The 17,455-nt window shown below is 66.5% G+C and carries 16 protein-coding genes; 15 read left to right on the top strand and 1 reads right to left on the bottom strand.

From position 1 onward, the window contains the following. Position 1: 1 nt before the first annotated feature. Positions 2-751: a succinate dehydrogenase/fumarate reductase iron-sulfur subunit gene (locus tag BCM27_RS14850; protein WP_004019881.1), complete on the top strand. Its 750-nt coding sequence runs from the start codon at positions 2-4 to the stop codon at positions 749-751. Positions 752-775: 24 nt separating this feature from the next. Here the strand turns inward: BCM27_RS14850 and BCM27_RS14845 are convergent, their stop codons facing one another. Continuing rightward, the gene (locus BCM27_RS14845; RefSeq protein ID WP_004019882.1) at positions 776-1,564 is read right to left on the bottom strand and encodes an IclR family transcriptional regulator; all 789 of its coding nucleotides are present in this window, start codon (positions 1,562-1,564) and stop codon (positions 776-778) included. Positions 1,565-1,890: 326 nt separating this feature from the next. On the opposite strand from BCM27_RS14845, the gene BCM27_RS14840 reads away from it, so the two are divergent. From BCM27_RS14840 to BCM27_RS14775, 14 genes are all read left to right on the top strand, one after another. After that, positions 1,891-2,319 (top strand): hypothetical protein, encoded by a 429-nt coding sequence (locus BCM27_RS14840; protein ID WP_141638818.1) that lies wholly within the window; start codon positions 1,891-1,893, stop codon positions 2,317-2,319. Beyond that, positions 2,316-3,863 carry an FGGY-family carbohydrate kinase gene (locus tag BCM27_RS14835; protein ID WP_004019884.1) on the top strand — a complete coding sequence of 516 codons (1,548 nt, stop codon included), beginning with the start codon at positions 2,316-2,318 and terminating at the stop codon, positions 3,861-3,863. Before BCM27_RS14840 ends, BCM27_RS14835 begins: the two co-directional genes overlap by 4 nt. A 41-nt stretch (positions 3,864-3,904) precedes the next feature. Further along, positions 3,905-4,828, top strand: a complete 924-nt coding sequence (locus BCM27_RS14830) for a phosphotriesterase family protein (RefSeq protein ID WP_004019885.1) — start codon at positions 3,905-3,907, stop codon at positions 4,826-4,828. Continuing rightward, a complete protein-coding gene (locus tag BCM27_RS14825; RefSeq protein ID WP_004019886.1) occupies positions 4,825-5,511 on the top strand; it encodes an HAD family hydrolase in 687 nt (228 codons plus the stop codon). Before BCM27_RS14830 ends, BCM27_RS14825 begins: the two co-directional genes overlap by 4 nt. Positions 5,512-5,649: 138 nt before the next feature. Continuing rightward, entirely contained in the window at positions 5,650-7,086 is a 1,437-nt protein-coding gene (locus BCM27_RS14820) for an MFS transporter (RefSeq protein ID WP_004019887.1), read from the top strand. After that, on the top strand, positions 7,083-7,880 hold the full coding sequence (locus BCM27_RS14815; protein WP_004019888.1) for an SDR family NAD(P)-dependent oxidoreductase: 798 nt from the start codon (positions 7,083-7,085) through the stop codon (positions 7,878-7,880). The genes BCM27_RS14820 and BCM27_RS14815 overlap by 4 nt, the downstream gene beginning before the upstream one ends. A 3-nt stretch (positions 7,881-7,883) precedes the next feature. Next, entirely contained in the window at positions 7,884-8,726 is an 843-nt protein-coding gene (locus tag BCM27_RS14810) for a transketolase (RefSeq protein ID WP_004019889.1), read from the top strand. Beyond that, entirely contained in the window at positions 8,719-9,708 is a 990-nt protein-coding gene (locus tag BCM27_RS14805) for a transketolase family protein (RefSeq protein ID WP_004019890.1), read from the top strand. Before BCM27_RS14810 ends, BCM27_RS14805 begins: the two co-directional genes overlap by 8 nt. Then, positions 9,705-10,832, top strand: coding sequence for a glycerol dehydrogenase (locus BCM27_RS14800; RefSeq protein ID WP_004019891.1), 1,128 nt, complete (start codon positions 9,705-9,707; stop codon positions 10,830-10,832). The genes BCM27_RS14805 and BCM27_RS14800 overlap by 4 nt, the downstream gene beginning before the upstream one ends. Beyond that, positions 10,822-12,432, top strand: a complete 1,611-nt coding sequence (locus tag BCM27_RS14795; protein ID WP_004019892.1) for an AMP-binding protein — start codon at positions 10,822-10,824, stop codon at positions 12,430-12,432. The genes BCM27_RS14800 and BCM27_RS14795 overlap by 11 nt, the downstream gene beginning before the upstream one ends. 93 nt (positions 12,433-12,525) lie before the next feature. Beyond that, positions 12,526-13,668 carry an acyl-CoA dehydrogenase family protein gene (locus BCM27_RS14790; protein ID WP_004019893.1) on the top strand — a complete coding sequence of 381 codons (1,143 nt, stop codon included), beginning with the start codon at positions 12,526-12,528 and terminating at the stop codon, positions 13,666-13,668. Positions 13,669-13,885: 217 nt separating this feature from the next. Further along, positions 13,886-14,830: a WcbI family polysaccharide biosynthesis putative acetyltransferase gene (locus BCM27_RS14785; protein WP_004019894.1), complete on the top strand. Its 945-nt coding sequence runs from the start codon at positions 13,886-13,888 to the stop codon at positions 14,828-14,830. Further along, on the top strand, positions 14,827-15,837 hold the full coding sequence (locus BCM27_RS14780) for a glycosyltransferase family protein (protein WP_004019895.1): 1,011 nt from the start codon (positions 14,827-14,829) through the stop codon (positions 15,835-15,837). The genes BCM27_RS14785 and BCM27_RS14780 overlap by 4 nt, the downstream gene beginning before the upstream one ends. Further along, positions 15,834-17,219: a glycosyltransferase gene (locus BCM27_RS14775; protein WP_004019896.1), complete on the top strand. Its 1,386-nt coding sequence runs from the start codon at positions 15,834-15,836 to the stop codon at positions 17,217-17,219. The genes BCM27_RS14780 and BCM27_RS14775 overlap by 4 nt, the downstream gene beginning before the upstream one ends. Positions 17,220-17,455: the final 236 nt, after the last annotated feature.

The raw sequence follows: 17,455 nt of genomic DNA, 5'->3' as shown, positions 1-17,455 counted from the left end.
CATGGGATACGACGCGAAGTTCCGGATCTGGCGCGGGGACACCGACGCCGGTGGTCTCGAGGACTACACGGTGGTTGTCAACGAGGGTGAGGTGGTGCTCGACATCATCCATCGACTGCAGGCGACGCAGGCACCCGACCTGGCGGTGCGGTGGAACTGCAAAGCGGGCAAATGCGGTTCGTGCTCGGCCGAGGTCAACGGTCGCCCGAAGTTGCTGTGTATGACCCGGATGTCCACCTTCACCGAAGACGAGGTCGTCACGGTGACCCCGATGCGGACCTTCCCCGTCATCCGCGACCTGGTCACCGATGTCTCGTTCAACTACGCGAAAGCGCGGGAGATCCAGTCGTTCACGCCCCCTGAGGGTCTCGGGCCGGGGGAGTATCGGATGAAGCAGGTCGACGTGCAGCGCTCGCAGGAGTTCCGCAAGTGCATCGAGTGTTTCCTGTGTCAGGACACCTGCCACGTCGTGCGCGATCACGAGGAGAACAAGCAGAACTTCGCCGGTCCGCGCTTCCTCATGCGCGTCGCCGAACTCGACATGCATCCCCTCGACGTCGCCGAGCGCCGCGACACGGCCCGAACCGAGCACGGACTGGGCCTCTGCAACATCACCAAATGCTGCACCGATGTCTGTCCCGAGCAGATCAAGATCACCGACAACGCGCTGATCCCGATGAAGGAACGCGTCGCCGACCGACACTATGATCCGCTGGTGTGGTTGGGTAACAAGCTGTTTCGACGGCACTGACTGTGCGCCGGGACGTTGTGCGCCTCAGCCGGCGTACCCCAGGCGACGGGATACGGTGAGCGCGCCATCCACCAGCGCGGCGGCCATCTCGTCCTGGCGTTCATCGGACAGATCCGCAGACAACCCGCCGATGCTCAACGCCGCCACCACATTTCCCTTGCGGTCTCGGATGCACGCGCCCAGTGCGGCGACACCGGGTGTCACGTCGCCGACACTGATGGAGTAGCCGCGTCTGCGTGTTTCGGCGAGCGTCGCCCGCAACTCCTCTTCGGTGATCTCGTCGCCGGCCGGGGTGAGCATCGGTCGCGACTCGAGAACCTGGGGGAGGGCGGTCTCCTCGAGTTCGGCCAACAGGGCCACCGGTGCTCCGCCGAGATAGAGCGGTAACGACCGCCCGACCGAGAGAACCATCACCCGGATGGGTTGGCTGCTCTCGATCATGTCGAGGCAGACCGCCCGCGCGCCGTCCGGGACCAGCAGATACACGTGCTCATCGAATCGGGCTGCGAGTTCGGACATCACGTGACTGGCCTCGGTGCGCAGGTCGAAGCTGCCCAGCACGGCGGAAGCGAGCTCGAAGACGCGCAACGTGAGTCGGTAGTCGGCGGAGCGGGTGCGCTCGACCCAGCCGGCGACCTCGAGGGTGTTGAGAATCCGGTACATCGTTGTGCGACTGTGCCCGCACTTCGTCATCAGCTCCGCCAGGGACAGCTCGGCGCGATCGCCTTTGAAAGCTTCGAGGACATCGATCGCCTTCACGATCGACGCGATGTGGTTCTTCGGGTCGAGCTCTATCGATCGCGCGGGTGTCATGGCTGCCGGTCTCCTTCTGTGATTCGTTGCAAGCCTTGATATCTCACTCCAGAACGACATGTCCGCCGGACGGTTCACGCCAACCCGGTGCATGTCTTCGATCTGGGTGTCCGAACACACTGAGGCCATGATGTGATGGTTGACACAGATCACCGGACATGCAATCGTTCCGTATGGCGCACACGTTATCCGGATTCCGGACACCGGGTCAAGCCCCGAAACTCGCGGGCACCGACCCCGCTTCCTCTGTCGCACGGGTGATCATGCCGATGGACGGCCCGGCCCGGGTCCTGTGTGTAGGCGGAGGCCCGGAGTCGACTTTCGAGATGCCGGGGTGGGACGTCCTACGGACTTTCGTCGATCGATTCGCCCCTGATGTCTCGGTCGACCTGTCCACCCGGTTCGCCGCGACAATTGCCGAGTGGGAAGCCAACCCCACCAGGGTCACCTACGGCGTCGTCGGGGGCCGAGATGTCTTGGTCGGGCTGTCCTATCAGACCTCGCCGGAAGAAGTGCTCGCCGCTGTCTGGCGCGGATTGTGTGTGTCGCTCGCGCGCACGCTGCGAGACAACGGTGTCGACGGCCCGGTCCGGCTCGAGTCGGGTCATCCGGGCGCCGACGTATTGGCCGACCGCCTGAGTCGCTTGGGAGTTCGTGTCCAGGGCGTCCGCACACCCGTCGACGCGGAAGACCGGGTGCGCATCGACGCACTCGTCCGCGCCGTTGCGGACACCGCACGGGAGGTGTCCCGGTGACCCGTTCGGTGGTGATCGGTATCGACAAAGGGACCAGTTCGCTCAAGACGATCGCCGTCGACCTCGCCACCGGAGAGCTTGTCGCGGAGTGCGGTGCTCGGACCCCGAGCGTCTACCCGACCGCGGGCCGGCACGAGGAGGACCCCGAACAGACCTGGGCGACAGTCGCAGGCACGATCCGGGCGGTCGTCGACGCGCTCGGCGTGGGGACGTCCATCGCAGGCGTCGGGGTGACCGGTCATATGGGTGGACTATGGACCGTCGGCCATGACGGCGCGCCCGTCGGCCACGCGATCTGCTGGCCCGACGCCCGCGCGACCGGCGTTCTCGACGCAGTACACGACCGCGGCCACCTCGACGCCTTGTTCGAGATCAGCGGGAACGCTCTCATTCCGGGAACGCCATACCCCTTGCTGGCGTGGATGAAGCGCGCCGAGCCGGAACGGTACGCGAGGATTCGGCACTTCTTCATGGCCAAGGACTACGTGAACTACCGGCTCACCGGAGTCGTGGCGACCGAGGAATCCGACCTGTCGTTCGCACCCTGCGACTTCCGCAATCGCCGCAAGGCGGAGGAGTTCTTCACCGCATTCGGCATCGAGGAGATGTCTCCGCGACTGCCCGAGGTCGGCGTCAGCACCGACCTCCTGGGGACCGTGACCGCCGCGGCGTCGGCCGAGACCGGGCTCCCGGTGGGGACCCCGGTGTCTGCGGGCACCGGAGATGCGACGGCCAACATGATCGGCATCGGTGCCGCTCACGACGGTCAAGCAGTCACGACCATCGGCACGAGCCTGATGAACGGGACGTCCACCGACCACCCGCTTCTCGAGCCGGCAGGAGTCGGATTCGGCTTCCTCATGCCGGAGAACCGCTGGCAGCGTCAGATCACCAATTCCGGCGGCGGAACCCTGTGCCTCGACTGGGTGATCAACACCTTCTGTCCGGCAGAGGTGGAGCGCATGGCGCGCGGCGCCACCACGCTCGGCGATGTGGTGCGCGGCTTCGCCCGCCAGACCGAGCCGGGAAGTGGTGGGCTCGTGTTTCATCCGTATCTCAACACCGCGGGCGCGACAGCTCCGTTCCTCGATGTCAACGCGCGCGGCAGCTTTGTCGACTTCCGCCCGGACACGTCGTCGGCAGAACTCGTCCGGGCCGTCATGGAGGGCACGGCGCTCTCGGTGCGGGACTGTTACGACGCCATGCCCGTACGCATCGACGAGATCCGCCTGACCGGCGGTGGGGCCCGCAGTGTCGAGTGGAGCCAGATCATCGCCGATGTGCTGCAGAAGACCATCGTGGCACCCGATGTCCCCGAGTCGGGGGCGCTGGGGGCGGCGATGCTCGCCGCGGTTGCCACCGGGCAGTACGCCGACCTCGACGCCGCAACCGCGCAACTGGTACGGCCGGGGCGCGTCCACGAACCCGACCCCGAGACAGCGAGTACCTACGACGAGGCCTTCGCCATCTACCGGGCAGTCCTCGAACCCCTGCGTGACGTCTGGGCCGCGACGGCCGAGACCGAGCGCCTCATCACGGCCTGACCGGCCGACCCACCGCACGACACACGCGAAACGGAGAACTCGTGCCCGTCATCAGAACCGTGCTCGGCGATATCGCCCCCGAAAGCCTGGGAGTGACCCTGTGTCATGAGCACCTCTTCACCAACCCGCCGAAGTGGGCGCAGGACAAGGACCCCGACATGGTGCTCGACCGTGTCGACGCGGCGATCGGTGAGGTGACCGACTTCGACAGCCTGGGCGGGGGCGCACTCGTCGAGATGACCACCGCCGACTACGGACGACGCGGCGACGGCCTGCTGGCCGTCGCCCGGGCGACGCCCGTCCACATCATCAGCGCCAGCGGCTATCAGAAGGGCATCTACTATCCCGAGTCGGTCGCCACCGAGTCGGTGGAGGAGATCGCCGCCCGGTTCGCGGCCGACGTGACGGCCGGTGTCGACGGCACGTCGGCGCGGGCCGGCGTGATCAAGTTCGGGACCTGTCGCACCGATGAGATCCGCGCGGACGAGCGCAAGGTCCAGAAGGCCGTTGCGCGAGCACATCTCGAGACAGGCGCGCCGATTTCCACCCACTGTCAGGCCGGAACGCTGGGTGACCTGCAGGCGAACGGTTTCGCCGACCTCGGCGTCGATCCCGATCACGTCCTGATCGGTCACCTCGACCGCAACCTCGACTACGACTACCTCCGCAAGGTCGCGAAGACCGGGGTGTGGCTCGGATTCGACCATTGGACCAAACCCAAATACCCGTCCGACGACCTCCGGGTCGACCACATCCGGCGCCTGGCCGACGAGGGCTTCACCAAGATCATGGTGTCCGGTGATCTGGGCCGGCCGTCGTATCAACCCCACCATGGCGGCACGCCGGGCTTCGCGGGACTGCTCAAGCAGATTCGCGACCGGCTCCCCGCCGACATCGCCGAGCGTGTCTTCGTGCAGAACCCGCGGACGTTCTTCGCGTTCACACCGCGCGAGGGGGTGGCATGACCTCCACCGCACCGGCTTCCGCGGGCGGCGTCGAAGCCCCGGTGACGACACACGGCGTGCTCTTCGACCTGGACGGGACCCTCATCGACTCCCGGTACGCCATCATCGAGGCCTACCGCGCAACATTCGAGAACGAACTCGGACAACCGCTGCCCGACGAACTCGAGGATCCGAGCGCCATCATGGCACCCCGGCCCCCCGAGATCTTCGCGCGATTCTCTGACCGCGATCCGCTGGAACTCGAACGCGCGTACGGCACGCATTACACCTCGGGCGCCTTCCGCCGCGTGGCGGCCTACCCGGAGCTGCGTGAGACCCTCGCCGCTCTCACCGAGCGCGGCATCACCGTGGGCATCGTCACCAACAAGCGAATGAGCCGCGTGCACAAAGATTTCCACCATCTCGGCATCGACGAGAAGTCGTTCGCGACCATCGTGACCGCCGACGACACCACCGAACGCAAACCGCACCCCGCCCCGGTGCTGCTCGGACTCGAGCGGGCCGGACTCGACCCGGCGCGTACCTGGTACGTCGGGGACGGCCCGCAGGACATCCGCTCCGGCGCCGCCGCCGGCACCCGCACGATGGGCGCCGCCTACGGCTACTACGGAACCGACACCCTCGCCGGTCACCGCCCCGACCATCTCCTCGACACGCTGAGCGAACTCCTGCACCACATCTAGCGAACCGACCACACATACGGTCCCGCACCACACCCGGTGGCGCGGTACCACTCGCTGCCCCGAGCTTCCTCCGGCGCAGAACCTTCCATCGATTCGCCCACCCCTGGAGAGTGGGCACTCTCACGAACGGATGTCGTCATGACCCAACTACTCCCTGCCCGAAATCGGGCGCTGACCACTGTCGCCGAGGTCGATGACCTCGTCGACTCCGAGGACATAAGGACCCGCAGGCACAAACTCATGCTTGTTCTCGGTCTCGCCGGCATCGCCTTCGAGGCGTACTTCCTGGCGGTCTTGAGTTCGGGCACGGCCCCGATGAGCGAACAGCTCAACCTCGACGCGAACGGCGTCGGGCTGGTCAGCGCATACGGCTACGTCGCCACCCTGATAGCCGCGGCGACCTGCGGCCTGCTCGCCGACCGATACGGTCGGGTGAAGATCATGGTCGTCGCCAAGATCGTGGCGGTGATCGCCGCCCTGATGATGGCCGCCGCACCGAGTTTCGCGATGCTCGTCTTGGCCCGGTGCATCGCGGGCGCGGCCTACGGCGTCGACCTCGGCGTTGCGATGGCATACCTGTCGGAGAACCTGCCGAAGAAGCGCCAGTACCTGCTCAACTTCTGGCAGGCACAGTGGTACATCTCCACGGTCGTCGCCCTGGCGATCGTCCTGGGTCTCTACCACCTCGACGTGGGACTGAGCATCTGGCGCTGGGGCCTCGTCACCGCCGCGATCTTCGCCTTCGTCGTCGCAGTCGCACAGTGGGCCCTGATGCCCGACAGCCCGCGCTGGCTTGCGAAGAAGGGCAGGCTCCCCGAGCTGACCAAGTCGCTAAAAGCCATGTACGGAATCGACGCCACATATCCCACCGGGCATCTCGACGCGGCCATCGAGGAACCACGGAAGGAGCGCCGTTTCACCGAACTCTTCAGCGTCCGCTTCCGTGCGCGGACGATCCTGGCCAACGTCGTCACCATGATGCAGGCCCTGCAGTACTACGCCGTGGCGTACTACCTGCCGGTCATCGCGCTGAGCCTGTTCGGTGAGAACTTCGGCGAGGCGACCTTCGGCTCCATCGTGTTCAACGTCTTCGGCATCGTCGGCGGTGTCGCCTCGATCTGGGTGGCATCCAAACTCGGTGCGAACGGCGCTGCGAAGTACGGATTCCTGGCGGTCGCCGCGATGATCCTGGTCCTCGGCGTCTTCTTCGACTCGCTCCCGATCCTCCTGGCGTTCATCGTCCCGGCCATGTTCATCTTCTTCCACTCCGCCGGACCCGGCGCATCCGGTCTGACCATGGCGGCGATGGCGTACCCGTCGGATCTGCGCGGTCGCGGCGGACAGCTGGCCACCATTTCCCAGAGCATCGGCGGCATCGTCGGTCTGTATGCGTTCCCGCGGATGTCGGAGGCGCTCGGGTTGTCGACGACCATCACGATCTTCGTCGCGGTGCCGTTGATCGGTGCGGCCATCTGCATGCTGATCCGCTGGGAGCCGTTCGACACCACTCACGACGCCAACGAGATCGCCGCCGCCGAGGGCGACATGGCGGTCCGGGAGGTGTACGGACGATGACCGGGTCACGTGTGACGATCCCCGGCTCGGTGGCGCTGATCACCGGTGGCGGGCAGGGTCTGGGCCTTGCCATGGCGCGACGGTTGCGAGCCGACGGACACCAGGTGGTGATCGCCGACATCGACGCCGGACGTGCTGATCAGGCGGCCGCCGACGTCAGCGGGTCCGCGTTGGTCGTCGACGTCACCGACGACGAGTCGGTCAGCCGCGCGATCGAGGCCGTGCGAGAACGGTTCGGACGGCTCGACGCCCTGATCAACAATGCGGGAATCATCTCGCGGACCCAGGCCGAGGCAATCGATTCCGGCCGGTGGCAGGCCGAACTCGACGTCCACCTCGGCGGCACCATGCGGTGCAGCCGGGAGGCCTTCGTCCTCCTCCGCGAGGCGCCCAACGCGTCGATCATCAATCTCGCCTCGGTGGGTTCGACATTCGGTCTACCCGGACGATTGGCGTACACCGCAGCGAAGTCCGGCGTCCTGGGTGTCACACGCACACTCGCGGCCGAATGGGGACCGCACGGGATCCGGGTCAACGCGGTGGCCCCCGGATACATCGACACCGGGATGATGCGAACGGGTCTCGACACCGGAACCCTCGATGAGAAGCGACTGATAGATCGAACACCGATGCGCCGGTTCGGTTCTCCCGACGAGGTGGCTGCAGCCACCTCCTTCCTCGCGTCGACGGACGCGTCGTTCGTCACCGGCACCGTGCTCCGGGTCGACGGCGGGATCACCATCGACGGCACATTCCACTCGGCCGACGCCGAGATGACCAGAGAGGGCACCTGACACATGCTCGTAGACAACGACATCGATCGCCCGTCGACCGCGCAACTGGCCGACACCGCGTTCCGGCTGAGGTCGGCGATGATGCGAATGGCAGCGGACAAAGGCGAGGGATACATCGCTCAGGGGCTCGGGATCGCCGACCTGCTCGCGGTCATCTACCTCCGGCAGTTGCGTTTCGACGCCACTGACCCGGACTCGCCCTCCCGTGACCGGTTCCTCATGTCGACCGGGCACTACTCGATCGCGCTCTATGCGGTGCTCGCCGAGCTGGGCATCCTGACCGAGGAGCAGATCGCCGACTACGGGCTCAACGGCAGCGAGCTGCCCATGAGCACCTTCGACGAGACGCCCGGGGTCGAGATCACCGGTGGCTCACTGGGACACGGTCTCGGGCAGGGCGTAGGGATGGCGCTCGGGCTCCGCCTCGACGGTGGGGATCAGAAGATCATCGTCGAACTCTCCGACGGTGAGCTGCAGGAGGGGTCGACCTGGGAGTCGGCGATGTCGGCCGCCAGCTTCGGTCTCGGCTCCCTCACCGCGGTGGTGGACTGCAACGGAATCCAGGCCGACGGTCCGATCGTGCTCGACATGGAACCGATCGCGGCCAAATGGGCCGCCTTCGGGTGGGCGGTCGAGGAGGTCGACGGCAACGACATCGAGGCCCTCGTCCGGGCGTTCGACGCGCTGGCAGCCGCCCCGGCAGACGTCCCGCGCGTGCTGATCGCCCGAACGACTCCCGGCACCGGCGTGCCCACGCTGGTCGCGCGGGAACGGGCACATTTCGTCCGCGTCCACGACACCGAGTGGACCGGACTCATCGCCGAACTGGAGGAGAATCGTGGCTGAGCTCAAGAACCGTGCCGGCGGCATGGGTGAGATCGCCGACGTCGAGGGACCCTACGAGCGGGCGCCTTTCGGTACCGAACTCGCCGAACTCGGTGCCCGCGACGAGCGGATCGTCGGACTGAGTGCCGACATGTCGAAGTATTCCGACATCATCCCGTTCCGGGATCGCTTCCCGGAGCGCTACTTCAACGCCGGCATGGCCGAGCAGAACGCGGTGATGATGGCCGCGGGATTGGCGAAGGTCGGCAAGATCGCTTTCTGCGCGACCTACGCGGCATTCCTCACCCGCCGGGCCCTCGACTTCATCGCCGTGTCATGCGCACACAGCAAGGCCGACGTGAAGATCGTCGCCGGTTCGCCGGGGCTCGTAAATCCCTATGGAGCAACACACCAGTCCCTCGAGGACCTGGTCGTGATGCGGTCCATCCCCGATCTGACGGTCATCGATCCGTGCGATGCGGTGGAACTCCGTCACGTCATCCGCGCTGCCGCGGCCACGCCGGGTACCTTCTACATCCGCAACTTGCGCGGCAAGGTGCCCGTCGTGTTCGACGAGGACGACTTCGAGTTCGAGATCGGCCGCGCACGGATGCTGCGGCCGGGCTTCGACGTCGCGGTGATCGGCACCGGATTCATGACGGCGCGGGCGCTGAAGGCCGCCGAGGCCGCCGAAGCGGCCGGGGTGTCGGCGGCGGTCTTGCACGTCCCGACCATCAAGCCCCTCGACACCGACGCGATCGCCGCCGTCGCCGCAGACGTCGGTCGGATCGTGACCGTCGAGAACGGGCTGCGCGCCGGCGGTCTCGGCACCGCGGTTGTGGAGACCCTCGCCGATCGCGGGATCTCGCTACCGGTCACCAGGATCGGTCTCGGGGATCGCTTTCACCCCTGCGGTTCTCAGGGCTACAACGAGGCGCTGTTCGGGCTCGACGAGCCGGCGATCACGCGCGCGGTGATCACCGGGAACTGGCCGCACGCATGAGCGCGCTGCTGGACGGGATCGGTGTCGCCCGAGCCGCCCGTCGGTTCGCGGCACCGCAACAGTATCTGCAGGGCCCAGGGGTTCTCGATGACGTCGGTGGGGTGGTGGCCGAGATCGGGGGAGCGCCGATCGTCGTCATCGACGTCGACATCTCGGAACTGTTCGGGGCGCGTATCGAGGCGTCGCTCGCCGCCGCCGAACTACGGGCCCAGGTGATCCCGGTGACCGGACCGGTGACGCGCGGCGTCATCGCCGACACCCTGACGCGTGTGTCAGCCGGGCAGGGCGACGTGGTGGTCGGCATCGGGGGAGGCAAGGCGATCGACATCGCCAAGGGTGTGGCCGAGGCCGTCGGACGGCCGATGGTCTCGGTCCCCACGGTCGCGTCGAACGACGGCCCCACCGCCAGTGTGTTCGCGCTCTACGACGAGTTCGGACGGCTGTCCGAACTCGGTCGTCTGCCCGCGAATCCGGCTGCGGTTGTCGTCGACACCGAGGTGATCGCGAAGGCGCCGATCCGATTTCTGGTATCGGGCATCGGGGACGCGCTCGCCAAGAAATACGAGGCCCACTCGTGTGCGCGGGGGCGCGGTGTCACCACGCAGGGCACCCGTCCGCTGATCATCGGCGAGGTGGTCGCCGACGGATGTTCTCGAATCCTGTTGCGCGACAGTGAGGCTGCAGTGCGCGATGCGCTCGCGCACCAGGTCACCCCCGAGCTGGAGGCGGTCGTCGAGGCGGTGATCCTGTTGTCGGGCATCGGTTACGAGAACGGCGGCCTGTCGATCGCGCACTGTATGACGCGAGGACTGCAGGTCGGTCGTGGGTCGTCGGCGCACCTGCACGGCTACCACGTCGCCTACGGGTTGCTCGTCCATCTGGCGCTCGAGGACGATCCCGAGGTCGACCGCGACGAGATCCGCAGCTTCCTCCGTGCCCTCGGTCTCCCGACCTCACTGGCCGATCTGGATATGGGCGAACCGTCGAACGCCGAGATCGAGGCACTGGCAGTCGCCGCCGCGTCGGCACCGCACGTGGCCAACACCTGGGTCGACGCATCGGTCCCCAGTATCATCGCGGCCATCGAACAGGTGGAGAAAGAGGCGGCGATCGATGGTGACTGAACACGGCCCGGACCCGGACATCGACAGCGCCCGGAGTCCGGTGCCGCCCGCGGCCGAGTTCACCTTCTCCGCGCTCAGTCCGGCAACGTTCCTGGATCGAGCCGCTGCGGCATTCGCCGGACGGATCGCGGTGATCGACGGGTCACGTCGCTTCACCTACACCGAGTTCCACGATCGGGTCCAGCGGTTGACCGCGGTGATCGAACAGCTCGGTGTCGGCCCCGGTGACCGTGTCGCCGCGTTGTGTGCGAACTCGCACGTGATGCTCGAACTACACAGTGCTGCGCCCGCTCACGGATCTGTACTCGTGCCGCTGAACGTCCGGCTCTCCGAACCGGAGCTGACCTACATCCTCGAACACAGTGGCGCGTCGGTTCTCGTCTCGACGGTCGAGTTCGCCGGCCGCGCGCGAGCAGTCGGCGAAGCGGTCGGACTCCGGGTGGTGATCGGTGGGTCGGCGGACGGCTCGGACGAGTACGAGCGACTGCTCGCAGACGCGGGCGCCCCGGTTCGTCGGGACACCGACGAGCGTGGACTGCTCGCGATCAACTACACCTCGGGCACCACCGGTCGCCCGAAAGGCGTGATGTACCACCATCGGGGCGCGTATCTGCAGTCGGTGGCGATGGCGTACCACTCCGGCCTCGGACCGGGCTCGAAGTACCTGTGGACACTGCCGATGTTCCATTGCGACGGTTGGTGTTTCACGTGGGCGGTCATCGCCGCCGGTGGCACGAGTGTGTGCCTTCGGGGCATCGACACCGCTCAGATCTGGCATCACCTCGTGGCTGACGGTGTCACTCACTTCAGTGCAGCGCCGACGGTGCTCACGATGATCGCCGAGGACCCGGCCGCCACCCGGCTCTCGACGACGGTGCAGGCCGGAACCGGCGGGGCGCCCCCGTCACCAGCTTTGCTCGCCCGGATGGCTCGCCTGGGCATCGAGGTGACGCATCTGTACGGCATGACCGAGACGTTCGGTCCGATCGTCGTCAACGAATGGCAACCGGAATGGGACGACGCCACCGATGCCGAGCGAGCCGAACGCAAAGCGCGACAGGGCATCGGGAACATCGCGGCCGGCCGGGTTCGTGTGGTGACGGCCGATGGTGTCGACGTGCCACCCGATTCGGCGACGATCGGCGAGCTGGTGGTGCGCGGCAACAACGTCATGCTCGGCTACTACCGCGATCCCGATGCCACTGCCGCGGCAACCCTGGATGGTTGGCTGCGGACCGGTGATCTCGCGGTGATGCATCCGGACGGGTACGTCGAGATCCGGGACCGCAGCAAGGACGTCATCATCTCCGGCGGCGAGAACATCGCGTCGGTCGAGGTGGAGCGGGTGCTCGACAGCCATCCCGACGTCGTCGAATCGGCGGTCGTCGGCCGTCCGGATGAACGATGGGGCGAGGTGCCGATCGCCTATGTCAGCGTGCGCGCCGGGGCGAGCCTGACCGCTGAGGGTCTCGTTGAGTTCGCACGCAAGACGCTCGCCCGGTTCAAGGTGCCGAAAGAAGTCGTGTTCGCGGAACTGCCGAAGACGTCGACGGGCAAGATCCAGAAGAACGTGCTCCGCGGTGGTGGGGCGTCCGGCTGACACAAAGCGTTCCGGTCATCCCAACGTAACGTTGCCAACGAGCACTGTTACGCTCGCCATTGACATTGTCAATCGTGGATAGGTACTCGCACCATGGCCGAACGGTCTTCTTGGGAAAACGACGATCTCAGCGCCCTGCGCGATCTGGCTCGCAGCTTCTGCGAGAAGGAGATCAAGCCGAACGCCGATAAGTTCATCGAGCAGCACCACGTCGACCGCGACCTGTGGAACAAGGCCGGCGAGCTGGGTCTTCTCTGCATGTCGATCCCGGAGGAGTACGGGGGCGGGGGCGGCAACTTTGCGCACGAGGCCGTCTTGATCGAGGAGCAGGCGCGCGTCGCCGACAGCTCGTGGGGCGTCAGCCTGCACAACGGCATCGTCGCGCATTACATCCTCGAGTACGGCTCGGAGGAGCAGAAGACCACGTGGCTGCCCAAGATGGCCAGCGGCGAGGCCGTCGGCGCCATCGCGATGACCGAGCCCGGTACGGGATCGGACCTGCAGAGCGTCAAGACCAAGGCGATCAAGCAGGGTGACGAGTACGTCATCGACGGCTCGAAGACGTTCATCACCAACGGAAGTCAGGCCGACATCATCATCGTCGTCGCCAAGACCGACGTGTCCGAGGGCGCGAAGGGCATCTCGCTCATCCTCGTCGAGGCGGACCGTGAGGGCTTCCGTCGTGGCCGGGTGCTCGACAAGGTCGGCCAGCGCGGGCAGGACACCTCGGAGCTGTTCTTCGACGGTGTGCGTGTTCCCACCTCGAACCTGCTCGGCACCGAGGAGGGGCAGGGCTTCATCCAGCTGATGCAGCAGCTCCCGCAGGAACGTCTGATCATCGCCGTCGCGTCGGTGGCGGGAATGGAGAAGGCGGTCTCGGAGACCATCGCCTACACCAAGGACCGCACGGCCTTCGGGCGGCCGATCTTCAGCTTCCAGAACACCAAGTTCAAACTCGCGGAGGCAGCCACCGAGACCCGGATCGGCCGGGTTTTCGTCGACGACTGCATCACCAAGCACATCAAGGGCGAACTCGACATCCCGACCGTCGCGATGGCCAAGTGGTGGACCAGCGACCGCGCCATGGTGGTCGCCGACGAATGCCTCCAGCTGTTCGGCGGCTACGGCTACATGAACGAATACCCGATCGCTCGCCTGTGGGCCGACAATCGTGTGCAGAAGATCTACGCCGGCACCAACGAGATCATGAAGGAGATCATCGCGCGGACACTGTGACGATGTGACGATTCCCGACTCGGCGACGGCCCCGGTGACCCCGCTCACCGGGGCCGTCGCCGTCCCGGTGGCCCCTGGAGTGATCAAGTCGATGATTCATTAGCGGGCTGAACGGTTATACGGGGAGCCTTGGGTACGGCCGAAGCGTTTCCAGAGGGGAGCCAGAACTGACGATGTCACAGCGACCATCGCGTCTCTCGACCACTTCAGAGCAACCATGACTCCGCATGACGACGTGCCGGTCGACGGTCGAACCAGGCACTACGGCGACTTCTACGGCGTCACCGAGACCCCGCTGGCCAACGACAGGCAGCTACTGCTGGTGTGGGGGAACTGCCAGGCCGAAGCGTTGCGGATAGTGCTGTCCAGTTCCGCGGACCTCCAGTTCCGCACCGTTCGCGTCCCACCGGTGCACGAACTCGAGTCCTCCGACGTCGACCACGTCGAACGCCTCGTCCGTCGAGCAGCGGTGATCGTCTCCCAGCCGGTGCGCGCCGGTTACCGGGGACTCCCGATCGGTGGACCGGACCTGGTCGACCTGGCGCCGTCGGCGACGGTCATCGTGTGGCCGGTCGTCCGCTATGGCGGGTTGTATCCGTTTCAGGTCATCGCGCGACATCCCGCGCAGCCGTCCGCGGTACCCGCTGCTGTGCCGTATCACGATCTGCGAACGGTCCTGGCGGTGCGGGACGGACGTAGATCGTTCGCCGAGCGGGATGTCGACGTCACGGGCGAACACCTCCGAGAAGCGGCGCGCTGGAGTGTGGAACAGCTCGCGATGCGCGAACGCCGCCAGTGCGACATCGCGATTTCCGACATCCTGCTCGACGCCGGGGCGGACGCCGCCCACACGATCAACCATCCCGGCAACCGGGTGCTGGTGACGCTCGGTCGTCGAATCCTCGATGCACTCGGGGCGTCGGCGCCGATCCCACCGACGCGGGAGCTGCTCGGCAACATTCGCGCGCCGCTGGAACAACGCGTGATCGATGCGCTCGGTATCGACGCCTCCGCGCGGATCGCCTGGGACGTCGACGGTGCGGTGATGACCGAGGAGGTCGTCCACCGTAGCCAGATGCAGTGGTACGCCGATCATCCCGAGTTCATCGATGCCGTGCTGGACCGCTACGTCGAGCTCATCGACATCCTGGGGTTGGCATGACGAGACCCCTGGGACACCTCCTCGTCGGGCCCCGGTCGCACGGTGTGGTGCGGTATGCGCAGTCGGTGTACGACGCGGTGACCGCCGGGGGCGGCCATCATCGGTTGGCGCATATGCGCACACTCTGCGCCGGCCTGCCGGCGGGACTGGCCGACTGTGCGCTCGTGCACCTGCATGTGACTGATCGTCTGTTCGGGCGCACGCCCCTGCAGGCGCGCGACAATCTGCTCGCGATGATCGCGGGTATGCACCGACCGGTCTCGGTGACGCTGCACGACCTGCCCCAGCCATCGGACGGGCGGTCGATGCAGGCACGCATCGAGTTCTTCCGGTCGGTGGCCCGATCGGCGACCGGCGTGATCGTGTCGAGCCGTCACGAGGCGTCGCTGTTCTCCGAATTCGTCGACCCGACGATCGATGTCGAGGTCGTTCCGCTGATGATCGACTCCCGACGCGTCGACAAACCCTCGGCGACAGCGGAATCGACGGTGGGCGTGCTCGGCTACCTGTATCCCGGGAAGGGGCATCTCGAGACCCTCCGGGCGATGTCCGGTCTCGATCCGTCGATCGGCTTCGTGGCACTCGGCACCCCGTCACCCGGACACGACGATCTGGCCGACGACCTGGCCAAGCTGGCGGCGGACATGGGTAGGCGGTGTGAGATCACCGGCTACCTGACCGACGACGAACTCCGGCGGGCGTCGGCCGAGGTCACGGTCCCCGTCGCCTATCACCGGCACATGTCGGCATCCGGCTCGATCAACTCCTGGATCTCCGCCGGGCGCAGGCCACTGGTCCCGCGCACCACCTACACCGAGGAGCTCGCCGCGCGGTCCCCGGGCGTGCTGACGATGCACGCGAACGACGACGATGCGCTGCAGGCCGCCATCGAGCATGCGTTCGCGCATCCTGCAGACACCTGGATCGATCCGTCCGTGGTTCCGTCGCCCTCGGCCGTCGATGTCGGGCTGGAGCACGAGCGACTGCTGCGGCGGTGGAGCGCGTGACGGTCGTCGGGCTCGGTGATGGTCGGACCGTCGTGCCCGACAACCGGTGGGACCTGATCGGCGATGCCGCGCCGACGCCCCTGGTGAGTGTCGTCATCCCGTACTACAACCAACCTCGTCAACTGGCGCTGGCCCTGGAGGCGTTGACGGCCCAGACCTACCCGGCTGATCGCCTGGAGGTGGTCGTGGCCGACGACGGTTCGTCTAGTTCGCCGGACGTCAGCGCGTGGAAGTCCCGGTTGACGATCACGGTGGTGTCGCAGGAGGACAAGGGCTTTCGGGCGGCGGCCGCCCGCAACCTGGGAGTCGCGGCATCGAACGGCACGATCCTGTGTTTCCTCGACGCGGACACGATTCCGACAACCGGATACATCCGCCACGCGGTCAGGTTGCCGGCCGCGGCACCCGACGCGCTCGTCGTCGGTCGGCGCAAACATGCTGATCTCGGCGAGGTCAGCCCGGATGGGGTGCACGAATGGTTGTGCGCACAGGGGCATCTCGAACGTTCGCATGAGTACGAACCCGGGTGGCTGGTCGACGCGTACGATCGCACGGCCGATCTCCTGGCCCCTGGCTGGGATGGTTACAAGTACATGATCAGCGCGGTGATGACCTGCAGCCGTGAGCTGTTCGACGACATCGGTGGGTTCGATCCGTCGTTCGTCCGGTACGGGGGAGAGGACTGGGAGTTCGCGAACCGGGCGTTCATGATGGGCGCGGTGTTCGCGCACGAACCCGAAGCGGTCGCGTGGCACGACGGTCCCGACTGGGCCGAGCGTCCGGTGTCAGAACGGATCTCGGAGAAGAACGCCGAAGCCCTGGCGCTCGCGCCACTCGTCACCGATCCGGCGGCCCGGACCGCCGGGCTCTTGTATTGCATCCCCGACATCGTCGTGGCGCTGTCGGTCGAGGGACACACCGCGGCATCGCTGATGCGAACGGTCGGCAGCGTGCTGCGTGGGGCGGACGGTCGCAGCGTGGATGCGGCCATCTGGCTCGTCGGCGCACGTGCCGACACTCTGCTCGCCCAACTGGGCGTGCACGATTCGCGAATCCGGACCGGCAGCCCGGACGCGTCGACGCTGTCGCGGTGCAGATTAGTCCTCGAGATCACCGGGCCGGTGGTCTTCTCGGATCATTCGCTGGCCCTGCTCACAGCGCAGGTTGCACCGGGGGAGTGCGGCCAGGTTACGGTGCACTTCGGCGCATCATCGTCGGTGACGATGGCGTCGTCGCGCGCACGCCACCGGGTCCGACGCTGGGAGGCGCACACCGACCTGGCGGCCGACGAGCTTCTCGACCGGCTGTTCGGGTTTCGGACGGTGGACCACAGCGATGTCGGGATCGCGGTGCTCGGCAGCGAACCCTCGCTGTCCTGGTAAGTGTCGAGAACCCTATCAGGTCATGTGGCGCGAGTGCCCCCGGTCAGACTCGAACTGACACTGGACGGGTTTTGAAACCATTTCCCTAGACCCGCTATCACGCGGATTATGCGCAGGTCAAGAGGGCGGTTTATGCTGGTGAGGGTGCCGAGGCTTGTTCGGACGGGTATCTGGGACCCCACTAGGTGACAGGAGTGGGCTCATTTTGCCATGCGCTGCCACGCAACGTACTGACG

The organism is Gordonia terrae (assembly GCF_001698225.1).
In the GTDB taxonomy this organism is placed as follows: Bacteria; Actinomycetota; Actinomycetes; order Mycobacteriales; family Mycobacteriaceae; genus Gordonia; species Gordonia terrae.
Note: the sequence above shows the minus strand (reverse complement) of the source record. Positions and strands in the feature narration are given on the sequence as shown.

Excerpts from the sequence above, each read along its gene's own strand:
- BCM27_RS14850 (WP_004019881.1), top strand. The coding sequence starts at position 2 with ATGGGATACGACGCGAAGTTCCGGATCTGGCGCGGGGACACCGACGCC.
- BCM27_RS14845 (WP_004019882.1), bottom strand. The coding sequence starts at position 1,564 with ATGACACCCGCGCGATCGATAGAGCTCGACCCGAAGAACCACATCGCG.
- BCM27_RS14840 (WP_141638818.1), top strand. The coding sequence starts at position 1,891 with ATGCCGGGGTGGGACGTCCTACGGACTTTCGTCGATCGATTCGCCCCT.
- BCM27_RS14825 (WP_004019886.1), top strand. The coding sequence starts at position 4,825 with ATGACCTCCACCGCACCGGCTTCCGCGGGCGGCGTCGAAGCCCCGGTG.
- BCM27_RS14820 (WP_004019887.1), top strand. The coding sequence starts at position 5,650 with ATGACCCAACTACTCCCTGCCCGAAATCGGGCGCTGACCACTGTCGCC.
- BCM27_RS14815 (WP_004019888.1), top strand. The coding sequence starts at position 7,083 with ATGACCGGGTCACGTGTGACGATCCCCGGCTCGGTGGCGCTGATCACC.
- BCM27_RS14810 (WP_004019889.1), top strand. The coding sequence starts at position 7,884 with ATGCTCGTAGACAACGACATCGATCGCCCGTCGACCGCGCAACTGGCC.
- BCM27_RS14800 (WP_004019891.1), top strand. The coding sequence starts at position 9,705 with ATGAGCGCGCTGCTGGACGGGATCGGTGTCGCCCGAGCCGCCCGTCGG.
- BCM27_RS14795 (WP_004019892.1), top strand. The coding sequence starts at position 10,822 with ATGGTGACTGAACACGGCCCGGACCCGGACATCGACAGCGCCCGGAGT.
- BCM27_RS14790 (WP_004019893.1), top strand. The coding sequence starts at position 12,526 with ATGGCCGAACGGTCTTCTTGGGAAAACGACGATCTCAGCGCCCTGCGC.
- BCM27_RS14785 (WP_004019894.1), top strand. The coding sequence starts at position 13,886 with ATGACTCCGCATGACGACGTGCCGGTCGACGGTCGAACCAGGCACTAC.
- BCM27_RS14780 (WP_004019895.1), top strand. The coding sequence starts at position 14,827 with ATGACGAGACCCCTGGGACACCTCCTCGTCGGGCCCCGGTCGCACGGT.